The organism is Achromobacter sp. ACM04 (assembly GCF_014851465.1).
GTDB lineage: Bacteria > Pseudomonadota > Gammaproteobacteria > Burkholderiales > Burkholderiaceae_B > Achromobacter > Achromobacter aegrifaciens.
Map to the genome: position 1 here is coordinate 337,191 of NZ_JACUZS010000003.1, position 14,102 is coordinate 351,292.

Genomic DNA, 14,102 nt, shown 5'->3' on the forward strand with positions numbered 1-14,102 from the left:
TCAAAGCGCGGCATTGTGCAGGTAGGCGATCAGCCCCCAGAGTTCGCTGCTGACGCCGCCCAGGCGCAAGGCGTTGTCGCGGGTGTCCATCAGCAGGAAGGGGTAGGCGTTGCGTTCCAGCTTGCCCGGAGGAGGTAGTCGGTAAGGCGTGAAGTGCTCGCCCGACAGCAGGTAGGTATTGGTCATGTCGCCGACATCCACATGCAGGTACCAGACGGTCAGCTCCGCGACGTTCAGGGCAGCATCCGCTTCCGGATATAGGCCGCCCTGGCCGGCGGGGATGGCACTGTCCAGCACGGCCATGAGCACGGCGCGCGGGCCAGGCTTCGGAAAGTTTGCGCCTTCACCGCCGCGCTGCGTGAACGCCTGGCGGATGAATCCCGCGCCGCGTGAGCCGGGCACCACCGTGCGGGCGAACATCGCCTCCAACTGGGCTTGCGACAAGGGGCCGGGCGTAGCGGACAACTGGTCCAGGTCCTGCTTGAAAGCGCTCAGCCAGGTGCGGTAGCGCACGAGCTCAGCCGCGCGGTTGAACTCCTGGGCCCAGGCATTGCCGGCCGGCAGCAAGCCCAGACAGCCCAGGCACAGCCAGGCCGCCAGCCAGCGGCGGATCCGGGAACTCGCCGTGGACCCGTCGCGGGGCTTCAATGCGAAACGGATTTCGAGAACACGTTCATCACCACCACGCCGGCGATGATGAGGCCGATGCCGATGAGCGCGGGCGTGTCCAGGTGCTGCTTGAACAGCACCGCGCCCACGATGGATATCAGCACGATACCCACGCCGGACCAGATGGCGTAGGCGATGCCCACCGGTATCTCGCGCAGGGTCAGCGACAGGAAGTAGAACGAGATCAGATAGCCGAACACCGTCACGATGGACGGCGCCAGGCGGGTGAAGCCTTCGGACCCCTTGAGCGCGCTGGTCGCGAAGATCTCGGCGATGATCGCTATGCCCAGATAGAGCCACTTCATTTGCGCGTTCCTTCGGCTTGTCGCAGCAGCACCAGCAGGGCGCCCGCGCCGCCTTCGCGCTCGGGCGCCTCGGAAAACGCCAGCACCTCGTTTTTCTGCACCAGCCAGGTGCGGGCCTTGTCCTTGAGCACCGGTTCCAGCCCCTGTGAGCCATAGCCCTTGCCGTGCACGATGCGCACGCAACGGATGCCGTGCTCCTGGCATTCGTCCAGGAACGACAGCAGGGCGTGGCGGGCCTGTTCCACCCGCAGACCGTGCAGGTCCAGTTCGGCGCCTGCGCGCCATTGGCCGCGGCGCAGGTTGCGCGCGGTGTCGGGCGCGGCGTCGCTGCGTACGAAGGCGGTGCCGCCTTCGGACAGCAGATGCGTGATTTCGCCGCCGTCTGAGACGCCGGCGTCGGCGCGCGTGGGCGTTTCGCCCAGCGCGTTGGCGCGGCGCAGCGCGGGCGCAGGCTGTGCCACGGGCTTGTGCTCCACCCGGGCGGCCTGCTTGATGGGCGTGACCGACTGCATCGTGCGCTTGAACGCCGCCATGTCGTCCACGGGGGCGGTGTCGGCTTTTTTCAGCACCGCCACCCGCTGGGCCAGGGCGGCGCGTTCGCGCTCGGCCTGCAGGTCTTTCTTCAGGCGTTTCAGGTCGGCCAGGCCGACCTTACTGCCCCGCATTCTCCAGCCACCGTTGTGCGTCCAGCGCGGCCATGCAGCCGGTGCCGGCGCTGGTGATGGCCTGGCGGTAGACGTGGTCCTGCACGTCGCCGGCCGCGAACACGCCCGGGACCGAGGTCATCGTGGCCATGCCGGACAGGCCGCTCTTGGTGACGATGTAGCCGTCCTTCATTTCCAGTTGGCCCTGGAAGATTTCGGTGTTGGGCTGGTGGCCGATGGCGATGAAGGCGCCGGTGGCCGCCATGTCTTCGGTGACGCCGGTGTCGACGTGGCGCACGCGCACGCCGGTGACGCCGCTGTCGTCGCCCAGCACTTCTTCCAGGGTATGGAACAGCTTGAGTTCCATGTTGCCGTTCTCGACCTTGCTCATGAGCTTGTCGACCAGGATGGGCTCGGCGCGGAACTTGTCGCGGCGATGGATCAGGGTGACCTTGCGGCAGATGTTCGACAGGTACAGCGCTTCTTCCACGGCGGTATTGCCGCCGCCGACGACGACGACGTCCTGGTTGCGGTAGAAGAAGCCGTCGCAGGTGGCGCAGCCGGACACGCCGCGGCCCATGAAGGCCTCTTCAGACGGCAGGCCGAGGTACTTGGCCGAGGCGCCGGTGGCGATGATGAGGGCGTCGCAGGTGTAGATCTTGCCGGTGTCGCCCGTGAGGGTGAACGGGCGCTTGGACACATCGACCTTGGCAATGTGGTCGAAGATCATTTCGGTGTTGAAACGTTCGGCGTGCTTCTGGAAGCGCTGCATCAGGTCCGGACCCTGCACGCCATCGGCGTCGGCCGGCCAATTGTCGACGTCCGTGGTGGTCATGAGCTGGCCGCCTTGGGCCAGACCTGTAACAAGAACAGGGCTCAGATTGGCGCGTGCCGCATAGACGGCCGCCGTGTAACCGGCGGGGCCGGAACCGAGTATCAAAACTTTAGCGTGCGTAGGCGTGGACATGGGCGGGTATCTTTAGGTTAACGCCCAATTATAATGAGCCGCATGCCGCGTATCTCGACTGCTTCTCCGCGCGCCTCGCGCAATACCCGTAACGGGCCTTCCCCCCTGCAGACGCGCTTGTCCGCTCTGCTGCGCGAAGCCCGCTGGATCCTCTTCGCCGCCCTGGCGGCCTGGCTGACGCTGGTGCTGGCCACCTGGAATGCGGCCGACCCTGGCTGGTCGCATTCCGTCCCCGCCGGCGCCATCCACAACAAGGGCGGGACCCTGGGCGCCTATCTGGCGGACATCCTGCTCTATCTGTTCGGCTTTTCCGCCTGGTGGTGGGTAATTTTGCTGCTGCACCGGGTGCGCGCGGGCTACCGCCGCCTGGCCAGCCATCTTCGCGTTACCAATAGTAAGCAGCCGGAAGTGTTGCCCCGCGTCCACTGGGAAGAGGGCATCGGTTTCTTTCTGCTGCTGGTGGGGTCGCTGGGCATGGAAGCCCTGCGCCTGGCCAGCCGCGGCACGCATCTGCCCGGCGCCTCCGAGAACACCAGCGGCGCCGGCGGCGTGATCGGCCAGACGCTGGCCGACCTGATCGGCCGCAGCATCGGTTTCACTGGCAGCACGCTGGCCTTTCTGGTCATGCTGGCCATCGGCCTGAGCCTGTTCTTCTCGTTTTCCTGGCTGTCCATCGCCGAACGCGTGGGCTCGTGGCTGGAGGGCCTGGTGCGTCGCGTGCGCGACTCCTACGCCGCCCGCGAAGACCGCAAGGTCGGCGAGGTCGCCAAGGCCGTGCGCACCGAACAGGTCGTGGCCAAGCAGGAAAAGCTGGTCCACGAGCAGCCGGTGCGGATCGAACCCGCCATTACCGTGGTGCCCAAGTCCGAACGCGTTGAAAAGGAAAAGCAGCAATCGCTGTTCTTCGCGCCCTCGGGCGGCGCGGAAGGCGATCTGCCCGCGATCAGCCTGCTGGATCCACCCCTGGCCAACCAGGAAACGGTGTCGGCCGAAACCATTGAATTCACTTCGCGCCTGATCGAAAAGAAGCTGGCCGACTTTGGCGTGTCGGTCACCGTGGTGGCGGCGCAGGCCGGCCCGGTCATCACGCGCTACGAAATCGAGCCCGCCACGGGCGTGAAGGGCAGCCAGATCGTCAACCTGGCCAAGGACCTGGCGCGCGCGCTCAGCCTGGTCAGCATCCGGGTGGTGGAAACCATTCCGGGCAAGAACCTGATGGGCCTGGAACTGCCCAACCCGCGCCGCCAGATGGTGCGCCTGTCCGAGATCCTGGGTTCGCAGACCTACCACGCCAGCCATTCCGTCGTGACGATGGCGCTGGGCAAGGACATCGCCGGCAATCCGGTGGTGGCCGACCTGGCCAAGATGCCCCACCTGCTGGTGGCGGGCACGACCGGTTCGGGCAAGTCCGTGGGGATCAACGCCATGATCCTGTCGCTGCTGTACAAGGCGGACGCGTCCCACACCCGGCTGATCCTGATTGATCCGAAGATGCTCGAAATGAGCGTCTACGAAGGCATTCCGCATCTGCTGGCGCCGGTGGTCACCGACATGCGCCAGGCCTCCAACGCGCTGAACTGGTGCGTGGGCGAAATGGAAAAGCGCTACCGCCTGATGAGCAAGATGGGCGTGCGCAACCTGGCGGGCTACAACACCAAGATCCGCGACGCCATCAAGCGTGAGGAACCCATTCCGAATCCGTTCTCGCTGACGCCGGACGCGCCGGAGCCGCTGTCGCCGCTGCCCACCATCGTGGTGGTCATCGACGAACTCGCCGACCTGATGATGGTGGTGGGCAAGAAGATCGAAGAGCTGATCGCCCGCCTGGCACAGAAGGCGCGCGCCGCCGGCATCCACCTCATCCTGGCCACGCAGCGTCCCAGCGTCGACGTCATCACCGGCCTGATCAAGGCCAACATCCCGACGCGCATCGCGTTCCAGGTGTCGTCCAAGATCGACTCGCGCACCATTCTGGATCAGATGGGCGCCGAAACCCTGCTGGGCCAGGGCGACATGCTTTACATGCCGCCGGGCACCGGCCTGCCGGTACGCGTGCACGGCGCGTTCTGCAGCGATGACGAAGTGCACCGCGTGGTGGAAAGCCTCAAGGCGCAGGGCGAACCCAACTACATCGAAGGCCTGCTGGAAGGCGGCCTGGACGGGGATGCGGGCGAAGGCGCCAGCAGCGTCACCGGCATCGGCGGCGACGCCGAATCCGACCCGATGTACGACCAGGCTTGCGAAGTGGTGCTCAAGCACCGCCGCGCGTCCATTTCGCTGGTGCAGCGCCACCTGCGCATTGGTTACAACCGTGCTGCCCGGTTACTGGAGCAGATGGAGCAATCGGGTATGGTGTCGGCGATGCAGTCCAATGGCAACCGCGAGATCCTGGTTCCCGCAGCCGCCGCCCGAGAGGAAGCTTGATGAAGATGTTCCGCCGACTGGCCGCCGTGGCGGCCCTGAGCCTGGCGCCCGCCATGGTGTTTGCCGCCAGCGCGCAGGAGCAGCTGCGCGCTTTCGTGGCCACGGTGACCTCGGCCACCGGCTCGTTCTCGCAGTACACGGTGAACAATCAGGGCCGCACGCAGCCCGCCCAGACCGGCGTGTTCTCGTTCCAGCGTCCCGGCAAGTTCAAGTGGGCGGTGCAGAAGCCCTATGAGCAACTGGTGATCTCGGATGGCCGCCAGGTATTCCAGTTCGATCCGGACCTGGCCCAGGTCACCGAACGCAAGGTCGATGCCGCCATCGGCACCTCGCCCGCCGCCATCCTGTTCGGCTCGGGGTCGCTGGAGCAGTCGTTCGACGTTTCGGCCCTGCCGTCCAAGGATGGGATCGATTGGCTGCGGGCCAAGCCGCGCACCGCCGATGCGGGCTTTTCGCGCGTGGACATCGGCATGAAGGACAACCTGCCGGTGCGCGTGGAGCTGCTGGATTCATTTGGCCAGACCACCCGCGTGGATTTGTCCGGCATTGCCGCCAATCCGCAGCTGCCGGCCAAGGAATTCCAGTTCGTCGCGCCCAAGGGTGTTGATGTCGTGAAGATGTGAAAAAAGCCTGGCAACGCCAGGCTTTTTCTTGTGTGGTGTCCGCTTAGGGACGCTTATACGCGATGCAGTCGACCTCGACCTTGGCGTCGACCACCAGCGACGACTGCACGCAGGCCCGCGCCGGCGGGTTCTCGCCGAAGTATTCCTTGAACACCTTGTTGAACGACGCGAAGTCGCGCGCGTCGTCCAGCCACACGCCGCAGCGCACGACGTGTTCGGGACCGTAGCCGGCTTCCTTCAGGATGGCCAGCACCTGCTGGATGGCCTTGTGCGATTGGGTCACGATGCCGCCTTCGACGACTTCGCCGTTGTCCATCGGCACCTGGCCGGACACGTGCAGCCAGCCGTCGGCCGCGACCGCGCGGGCAAATGGCATGTGCGAGCCGCCCTGGCCCGTGCCGCCGGCGACGCCGTAGCGGGTGATGCCGTTGCTGTCGGCGGTGGGAGCATTGCTCATGGTTCTCTCCTTGAAATGAATGGCCGGTTTTGCGCCGGGATTTCGCCCGTTGCTTACTGGAAGTTCTTGCGCAGGTCGCCGCTGCGCGGCAGCCAGCGGCCGGCGCGGTCGCCGGTGGCCTCGCCCTGGCGATAGGACAGGGCGCCATTGACCCACACCGCCTCGATGCCAGCGGCAGTCTGCACCGGCGCGGCGAAGGTGGCGCGGTCGATGACCGTGGCCGGATCGAACAGCACCAGGTCGGCGTGGTAGCCCTCGCGCACCAGGCCGCGTTCGGCCAGGCCGAAGCGGGCGGCGGACAGGCCCGTCATCTTGTGCACGGCCTCGGTCAGTGGGAACAGTCCCACATCGCGGCTGTAGTGGCCCAGCACGCGCGGGAACGCGCCCCAGAGCCGGGGGTGAGGCATGGGATCGTTGGGCAGGCCGTCGGAGCCCACCATGGTGAGCCGGTGCGACAGCACGCGGCGCACGTCGTCTTCATGCATGTTGTGGTACACGGCGCCGGCCGGCTGCAGGCGCGCGGCCGTTTCGAGCAGGCTCAGGCCCCAGTCGGAGGCAATGTCGGCCAGCTTGCGGCGGGCCTGCTCCGGATGCGGCACGGACCAGGTGATGTCGATGTCGAACTCGTCCGTGACCTGCTTCAGGTCCAGGGTCGAGGAGCTGGCGGAGTAGGGGTAGCAGTCGCAGCCCACGTGTTGCAGGCGGCCGGCGGTCTCGAGCGCGGACAGCACTTCTTTCGTGCGGCCCCAGTTGCCGGCGCCGGCGCATTTCAGGTGCGACACCACCACCGGCACGCGGGCATGCTGGCCGATGTCGAAGGCTTCCTGCATGGCCTCCAGGATGGCGGCGAACTCCGAGCGCAGATGGGTGGTGTAGAGCGCGCCGAATTCATCCAGCGCCTCGGCAAGCAGCTTGACCTCTTCGGTGTCCGCGTCGAACGCGGAGGCATAGGCCAGGCCGGTGCTCAGGCCGATGGCGCCATGGGCCAGCGCGTCGCGCAGCTGCTCGCGCATGGCCAGCACTTCCTCGCGAGTGGCGGCGCGGTCGAGCCGGTCCATGTGGTTGCTGCGCAGGGCGGTGTGGCCGACCAGCGCGGCCACGTTCACGGCGGGGCGCGCGGCCTCGATGGCGCGGGTGTAGTCCGCGAAGGTGGGGTAGCTGAAGTCCGCGCGGGCGCCCAGCAGGTTCATCGGGTCCGGCGGTTCGCCGCGCAGGGCCACGGGCGACGCGCTGATGCCGCAATTGCCCACCACCACGGTGGTCACGCCCTGGGACAGCTTGGGCAGCATGTCCGGCGTGCGGATGACGTTGGTGTCGTCATGCGTGTGCACGTCGATGAAACCCGGGGCCAGCGCCAGGCGGGTGCCATCGATGATCTTGCGCGCCGCCGCGCCGGGCAGGTCGCCGATGGCCGCGATGCGGCCGTCGGCCAGCGCCACGCTGGCGCGGTAGGCGGGTTCGCCGGTGCCGTCCAGGACCAGCACATTGCCTATGAGGGTGTCGTACATCTTGTGTTCCAGTTCAATCGCCCAGCGGCAGGCGGTTTGGACCGCCGCGGTGTTCGTCCAGCGCCAGCTTGATGCGGCGCAGGCGCTCCCGGTTTTCTTCTTGGTTCAGCATGGCCAGTTCGGTCGAGAGCAGGTCTATGGCCAGCATCATCGCGTAGCGCGATGCCGAGGGCTTGTAGATGAAGTCGGTTTCGTCGGTGCGGATGGGCAGCACCACGTCGGCCAGTTCAGCCAGGGCGGAGGTGGCGTCGGTGATGGCGACGATGCGCGCCTGGTACTGCTTGACGATGCGGGCCGCGCCCACGATTTCCGGCGTGAGGCCCGAGGCCGACAGGATCAGCACCGCGTCGCGTTCGTCCAGCGTGGCCGCGACCATGCGCAGCAGCACCGCATCGCTGTACACGGCAATGGGATAGCCCAGGCGAACCAGGCGCGACTGCACTTCCTGCGCCAGCACGGCCGACGCGCCGCCCATGCCGAAGACATAGATCATGCGCGCGCCGTCGACAATGCCGGCGGCCGCCTCGAACAGTTGCTCGGTGAAGTTGGGCAGGTGGGCGCGCAGCGTGCTTTCGATGTCGGCGTAGATGCGGGCGTAGAAGGTGCTTTCCTCGGTTGGCGCGCTGGGGTCCAGGAAGCGGCTGCCCACTGTGCTGGCCTGGGCCAGCTTGAGCTTCAGGTCGCGGGTGTCGTCGCAGCCGACCGTGCGCGCGAAGCGCGAGATGGTTGCGATGCTGACGCCGGCCTTGGCCGCCAGCTGGTCGACGGTGGCGCTGGCGCCCCAGATGATGTCGTCCAGGATGGCGTCGGCGACCTTGCGTTCGGTCACGCTCAGCGAGTCCCGCCGACTGCGTATCTGGAAGACGATGTCGCGGATGATGTTCATGTGGGCTTCCTGGATCTGTTCTGGACTGGGCGGTTATCAGGCGGCCAGCTCGGCGTCGCCGATGCGCGAACACGCCACATAGTGGCCCGGGCCGACATTGGCGGCCTGCGCCTCGGTGGTTGCGCAGCTTTCGATGGCGTAGGGACAGCGGGTGCGGAACACGCAGCCGGAAGGCGGGTTGACCGGGCTAGGGATGTCGCCCTTCAACAGGATACGCGAGCGCGGCGCGCGCGGGTCCGGCACCGGCGCGGCGGACAGCAGCGCGCGGGTATAGGGATGGCGGGGGCGGGCGTAGACCTCACTGGTCGGGCCGCGTTCCATGACACGGCCCAGGTACATCACCACGACCTCGTCGCACAGGTAGTCCACCACCGCCAGGTCGTGGGCCACGAACAGCATGGTCAGGCCCAGGTCGCGCTGCAGGTCCTGCAGCAGGTTCAGCACCTGCGCCTGCACCGACACGTCCAGCGCGGACACCGGCTCGTCGGCCACGATGAAATCGGGCTCGACTGCCAGCGCGCGGGCGATGCCGATGCGCTGGCGCTGGCCGCCGGAGAACTCGTGCGGATAGCGGCGGCTGTGGTCGGCGTTCAGGCCCACGCGTTCCAGCAGCTCGCCGATGCGGGCCATGCGGCGGTTCTGGGCAAGCCGGTGGGTGTCCAGCGCTTCGCCCAGGATCTCGGCCACCGTCATGCGGGGGTTGAGGCTGGCGTAGGGATCCTGGAACACGATCTGCATGCGGCGGCGCCAGGGCAGCATCTGCTTTTCGGACAGCTTGGTGATGTCCTGGCCGTCGAACAGGATGCGGCCGGCGGTGGGCGCGAACAGGCGCAGCAGGGCGCGGCCGGTGGTGGTCTTGCCCGAGCCGGATTCGCCGACCAGGCCGACGATGGTGTTGCGCGGCACGTCGAAGCTGACGCCGTCCACGGCCTTCACGACCGGCGCATGGCGCGCCTGCGAGGTGGGGAAGTGGACCTTGAGGTCCTGGATCCGCACCAGCGGCTCCTCGGCGCGGATGGGAATGGGGCTACTCGTCATATCGGATTCACCTTGATGCAGCGCGCGCGGTGGTCGGTCTGCACCGGCATGAGTTCGGGTACGGCGGCGCGGCAGTCGTCGGCAGCCAGCGGGCAGCGCGGCGCGAAGGTACAGCCGGCCGGCAGCGACAGCACGCTGGGCACGTTGCCCGGGATGGCGCGCAGCCGTTCGCCGGAGGCCAGCAGGGCGGCCGTGGGGATGCAGGACAGCAGACCGCGGGTGTAGGGGTGCGTGGGCTTTTCGAACAGGTCGTAGACGCTGGCGTCCTCGACCACGCGGCCCGCGTACATGACCGCCACGCGATGCGCGATCTCGGCCACCACGCCCAGGTTGTGCGTGATGAACAGGATGCTCATGTTCATCTCGGCTTGCAGCCGGCGCAGCAGGTCCAGGATCTGCGCCTGCACGGTCACGTCCAGCGCGGTGGTCGGCTCGTCCGCGATCAGCACGGCGGGGTTGCACGCCAGGGCCAGCGCGATCATCACGCGCTGGCGCATGCCGCCCGACATCTGGTGCGGGTACTCGTTGATGCGCCGCTCGGCCGCCGGGATTTCGACGCGCTCCAGCATTTCACGGGCGCGCCGCATGGCCGCGTCGCGGGAGCCGCCCTCGTGCTGCAGCACGGCTTCGGCGATCTGGTCGCCCACCGTGTACAGCGGATTCAGGCTGGTCATGGGCTCCTGGAAGATCATGGCGATTTCGGCGCCGCGGATCTTGCGCAGGGTGGCGGGCGAGGCCTGGGCCAGGTCGTGCCGCGCGCCCTGGCGGTCGCGGAACAGGATCTTGCCGGCCTCGATGCGACCGGCCGGCTTGGGCAGCAGGCCCATGATGGACAGGCTGGTCACGGACTTGCCGGAGCCGGACTCGCCGACGATGGCCAGCGTTTCGCCGCGGGCCAGGTCGAAGGTAACGCCGTCCACGGATTTGGCGATGCCGTCGCGGCTGTGGAACCAGGTCTTCAACCCTTCCACGGAAAGCACGACGTCTCGGGTGCTTGCGGTCATGATTACAGCTCCTTGCGCAGGCGCGGATCGAGGACGTCGCGCAGGCCGTCGCCGACCAGTTGCAGCGACAGCACGGACAGGACGATGGCGATGCCGGGGAAGATCATGATCCAGTCGGCCGAACCCATGTACTGCTGGCCGGCGTTGATCATGGTGCCCCAGGTGGGGATGTCGGGCGACACGCCCACGCCCAGGAACGACAGGCCGGCTTCGGCCAGGATCGCGTAGGCGAAGATGAACGTGCCCTGCACCAGGATGGGCGACACCAGGTTGCGCAGCACGTGCACGGTGACGATGCGCCAGGTCGGCACGCCCAGCGCGCGGGCGGCTTCGACGAAGGGCAGTTCGCGGATCACCAGGGTCGAGGCGCGCACGATGCGCGCCAGGCGCGGCGTGTAGACGATGCCCAGCGCGATCACCACGTTGACCAGCGACGGCCCCAGCGCGGCCACCAGCGAGATCGCCAGCAGGATGTCGGGAAAGGCCATCATGGCGTCGATCAGGCGCGACACGAACTTGTCCGCAGTGCGGAAGAAGCCGGCGATCAGGCCCAGCGCGATGCCCAGGATGCTGGACACGATCACGACGGAGAAGCCCACCATCAGCGACAGGCGGCCGCCGTGGATGACGCGGCTGAACACGTCGCGGCCGAAGTCGTCGGTGCCGAACCAGTGCGCGGCGCCCGGCGCCTTCAACCGGTTCATGATGGACAGCTTGAACGGATCGTAGGGGCTGATCCAGGGCGCCAGCAGCGCAGCCAGGACCAGCACGACGATCACGATCAGGCTGATCAGCACGGTCTTGCGCGACACCAGCAGGCGCAGGACCTGCCAGCGGTCGGCGCCCGCGCCGGAATTAGCGGTAGTTGCGATAGCCATATCAGTAGCGGACCCGGGGATCGACCAGCAGGTAGAGCAGATCGATGAAGAGATTGATCAGGACGTAGATGGCCGCGATGATCAGCAGCGCGCCCTGGATGACGGGGTAGTCGCGGCGCAGCACGGCCGACACCACCAGGCTGCCCACGCCGGGCAGGCCGAACACGGTTTCGGTCACGACCGCGCCGCTGATCAGCAGCGCCGTGGTCAGGCCCAGCACTGTCAGGATCGGGATCAGCGCATTGCGCACGGCGTGCTTCAGGATCACCTTGCTTTCGGGCAGGCCCTTGGCGCGCGCGGTGCGCACATAGTCGTCGCGCAGCACGTCCAGCATGCTGGCGCGGATGAAGCGGGTGATCAGCGCCGAGTTCACCAGGCCCAGCACCACCGCAGGCAGGATCAGGTGCGACAGCCGGGTCATGAGCGAGGCGTCGGGCCCGCCGTAGCCGGCCACGGGCAGCCAGCCCAGCTTGACCGAGAACACCTGCATCAGCAGCAGCCCGAGCCAGAAGCTGGGCACGCTGGAGGTGAACATCGAGAACGACAGTACCGACTGGTCCAACGTGGTGCCGCGTTTGACCGCGGACAGTATCCCCACCGGCAGCGCGATGGCGCTGGCGATCAGCAGCGACATGAGCGTCAGCAGGATGGTGGGTTCGGCGCGGTCGGCCAAGGCCGACAGCACCGGCTTGTTCATGAAGATGGATTGGCCCAGGTCGCCTTGGGCCAGCTTGCCCAGCCACGAAACGTACTGCACGGCCATCGGCTGGTCCAGCCCGAGCTGGGTGCGCAGGGCGGCGATGTCCTGCTGGCTGGCCTGCGGACCCAGCATCACGGCGGCGGGATCGCCTGGCGTGACGCGGATGATCACGAACACGATGGTCGCGACGATGAACATCACGGCCACCAGCCCGACCAGCCGGTTTAAGAGATAACGCAACACGATGGATGTCCTAAAAAAGCGTCGTATCGTGGGGAGGGGCGGCGCGCTTGTTGGAAGGGCGCGCTCTGCGGGTCATGCATTGATGCGTGGAGCGCGGCAGGAGGTCTTGTGTGCGCCTTTGCCCTGCCGCGCTACGCCATTACTTGGACTTCCAGGCGTTCCAGAAGTAGGGCCACGGCACGGCCTTGGTGCCTTGCAGCGACGGCGAGCGCGCGGCCTGGGCGTTGAAGTCGCCGACCTTGATGAAGGGCACTTCGTCGTACACGGCCTGCTGCACATCGGCCCAGCGCTTGATGCGCTCTTCCTGGTTGCTGGCCTGGTTGAAGGCGTCCAGCGCCTGGTTGCGGCGGGGGGTGTCCCACCAGCCCGGCGCGTCCTTGGACGGGAAGTCGATCAGGGCGGGTTCAGGCAGGAAGGGGCTGTGCGTGATGAAGACGTCCCACAGGGCCGGGTCCTGGCGGCGCTGCGTCAGCGTGGCCCAGTCCACCACCTGCATGTCCACGGTGAAGCCCGCGGCCTTCAGGTATTCGGCGGCGACCAGCGCCATCTTGTAGTGGAACTCGTACTGCTGGCTGGTCAGGATGCGGATCTTGCGGTCCTGCACGTTGGCGCCATCCACCAGCTTCTTGGCGCCGGCGGCGTCGCCCTTGTTGTAGACCTTGCCGCCCAGGGACGTGGCCCAGGGATAGCCCTCGGGATACAGGTCGCCGTTGAGCTTGTAGAAGTTCTTGTCGCCGAAGGCGGCGTACAGCATGTCTTCTTCGTTCAGCGCCAGCTGCACGGCCTGGCGGACCGCCAGGTTCGTCATGATGCCTTGCTTGGTATTGAGCACCAGGCGCGGCCAGCCGAAGGGCTTGAGCATGACGGGGTCGGAGCGGCCGTTCTTGAGCTTGGGCAGCGATTCCACCGGCAGCGAGTCGACGTAGTCGAACTGGCCGGCCACCGCGCTTTCGACGCGGGTGTTGGCGTTGCTGACCGGTACGAAGCGGATCTCGTCCAGGTACTGCTTGCGCGCGCCGCCAAAGCCGTCGGGCTCGCCTTCGCGCTGCTTGTAGCCTTCGAAGCGGACCAGCTGGATGTACTGGTCGGGCACGCGCGCCTTCAACTGGTAGGGGCCGGTACCGACGAATTCGGTCAGGGCCGGAGCGATCTTGCCCTTGGGCATGATGACGGCGGCGCTGTTGTTCATGGCCAGCAGCGCGGTCAGGGGCGCATAGGGCTGCTTGAGCGTGATGCGGATGGTGTTGGCGTCCGGCGCTTCCATGCCGGTGATGATCTTGGCGGCCATCTTGCCGCGCGTGGCGGTCTCGGTCCAGCGCTTGAGCGAGGCCAGCACGTCGGACGAATCCATCTTGGATCCGTCATGGAAGGTGATGCCCTGGCGCAGCGGGATCGTGTAGGTCAGCCCGTCGGCGGAGACTTCCGGCAGCTTGTCGGCCAGGAGCGGGGTCAGGTTCCACTTGCCGTCGAAGGTGTACAGCGTTTCGAAGAAGTGCTGGGTCAGGATGCCCACCAGGTCGGCCGTGCTGGTCATCGGATCCAGCGTGGGCGGCTCGCCTATGGTGGCAACCGAAATCGTGCCTCCCTTGATCGGCGTGGCACAGAGGGCGGGGGTCGACAATGCGGTCAAGCCAATTGCGCCGGCCAGCAGCAGGCTATTGAGCCCACCGCCTCGCCGGGAGGTACGGAAGTTCATGATTCTCTCTCCAGAGGGTCAAAAACGGGTTTTGCTTGTAGTAATTAGAGGTTTGCGCCG

General features: G+C 66.9%; 14 protein-coding genes. 2 read left to right on the forward strand and 12 right to left on the reverse strand.

The genetic code is table 11. The features are described from left to right. From IB259_RS17910 to trxB, 4 genes are read right to left on the reverse strand one after another with little or no spacing between them, the layout of a single operon-like run. Positions 1-648, reverse strand: coding sequence for a hypothetical protein (locus IB259_RS17910; RefSeq protein ID WP_054450088.1), 648 nt, complete (start codon positions 646-648; stop codon positions 1-3). Next, positions 645-974: a multidrug efflux SMR transporter gene (locus tag IB259_RS17915; protein WP_054450090.1), complete on the reverse strand. Its 330-nt coding sequence runs from the start codon at positions 972-974 to the stop codon at positions 645-647. The genes IB259_RS17910 and IB259_RS17915 overlap by 4 nt, the downstream gene beginning before the upstream one ends. Next, positions 971-1,639 carry a Smr/MutS family protein gene (locus IB259_RS17920; RefSeq protein ID WP_054450092.1) on the reverse strand — a complete coding sequence of 223 codons (669 nt, stop codon included), beginning with the start codon at positions 1,637-1,639 and terminating at the stop codon, positions 971-973. The genes IB259_RS17915 and IB259_RS17920 overlap by 4 nt, the downstream gene beginning before the upstream one ends. Then, positions 1,626-2,585, reverse strand: a complete 960-nt coding sequence (gene trxB, locus IB259_RS17925; RefSeq protein WP_054450094.1) for a thioredoxin-disulfide reductase — start codon at positions 2,583-2,585, stop codon at positions 1,626-1,628. The genes IB259_RS17920 and trxB overlap by 14 nt, the downstream gene beginning before the upstream one ends. A gap of 42 nt (positions 2,586-2,627) precedes the next feature. On the opposite strand from trxB, the gene IB259_RS17930 reads away from it, so the two are divergent. Together IB259_RS17930 and lolA are read left to right on the forward strand one after the other, a co-directional pair. Next, entirely contained in the window at positions 2,628-5,009 is a 2,382-nt protein-coding gene (locus tag IB259_RS17930) for a DNA translocase FtsK (protein WP_192329806.1), read from the forward strand. Further along, on the forward strand, positions 5,009-5,632 hold the full coding sequence (gene lolA / locus IB259_RS17935) for an outer membrane lipoprotein chaperone LolA (protein ID WP_054450098.1): 624 nt from the start codon (positions 5,009-5,011) through the stop codon (positions 5,630-5,632). Before IB259_RS17930 ends, lolA begins: the two co-directional genes overlap by 1 nt. 43 nt (positions 5,633-5,675) lie before the next feature. Here the strand turns inward: lolA and IB259_RS17940 are convergent, their stop codons facing one another. The 8 genes from IB259_RS17940 to IB259_RS17975 form a co-directional block, all read right to left on the reverse strand. Continuing rightward, on the reverse strand, positions 5,676-6,089 hold the full coding sequence (locus tag IB259_RS17940; RefSeq protein WP_118931699.1) for a RidA family protein: 414 nt from the start codon (positions 6,087-6,089) through the stop codon (positions 5,676-5,678). Positions 6,090-6,142: 53 nt separating this feature from the next. Beyond that, positions 6,143-7,597, reverse strand: a complete 1,455-nt coding sequence (locus IB259_RS17945) for an amidohydrolase family protein (RefSeq protein ID WP_175159464.1) — start codon at positions 7,595-7,597, stop codon at positions 6,143-6,145. A gap of 13 nt (positions 7,598-7,610) precedes the next feature. After that, positions 7,611-8,483: a MurR/RpiR family transcriptional regulator gene (locus tag IB259_RS17950; protein ID WP_054450103.1), complete on the reverse strand. Its 873-nt coding sequence runs from the start codon at positions 8,481-8,483 to the stop codon at positions 7,611-7,613. A gap of 36 nt (positions 8,484-8,519) precedes the next feature. Beyond that, positions 8,520-9,521, reverse strand: a complete 1,002-nt coding sequence (locus tag IB259_RS17955; RefSeq protein WP_054450105.1) for an ABC transporter ATP-binding protein — start codon at positions 9,519-9,521, stop codon at positions 8,520-8,522. Next, positions 9,518-10,525, reverse strand: a complete 1,008-nt coding sequence (locus tag IB259_RS17960) for an ABC transporter ATP-binding protein (RefSeq protein WP_192329808.1) — start codon at positions 10,523-10,525, stop codon at positions 9,518-9,520. The genes IB259_RS17955 and IB259_RS17960 overlap by 4 nt, the downstream gene beginning before the upstream one ends. 2 nt (positions 10,526-10,527) lie before the next feature. Further along, a complete protein-coding gene (locus IB259_RS17965; RefSeq protein ID WP_054450108.1) occupies positions 10,528-11,403 on the reverse strand; it encodes an ABC transporter permease in 876 nt (291 codons plus the stop codon). Position 11,404: 1 nt separating this feature from the next. After that, positions 11,405-12,346 (reverse strand): ABC transporter permease, encoded by a 942-nt coding sequence (locus IB259_RS17970; RefSeq protein ID WP_054450111.1) that lies wholly within the window; start codon positions 12,344-12,346, stop codon positions 11,405-11,407. Positions 12,347-12,485: 139 nt separating this feature from the next. Continuing rightward, positions 12,486-14,042, reverse strand: coding sequence for an ABC transporter substrate-binding protein (locus IB259_RS17975; RefSeq protein WP_192329810.1), 1,557 nt, complete (start codon positions 14,040-14,042; stop codon positions 12,486-12,488). Positions 14,043-14,102 lie beyond the last annotated feature (60 nt).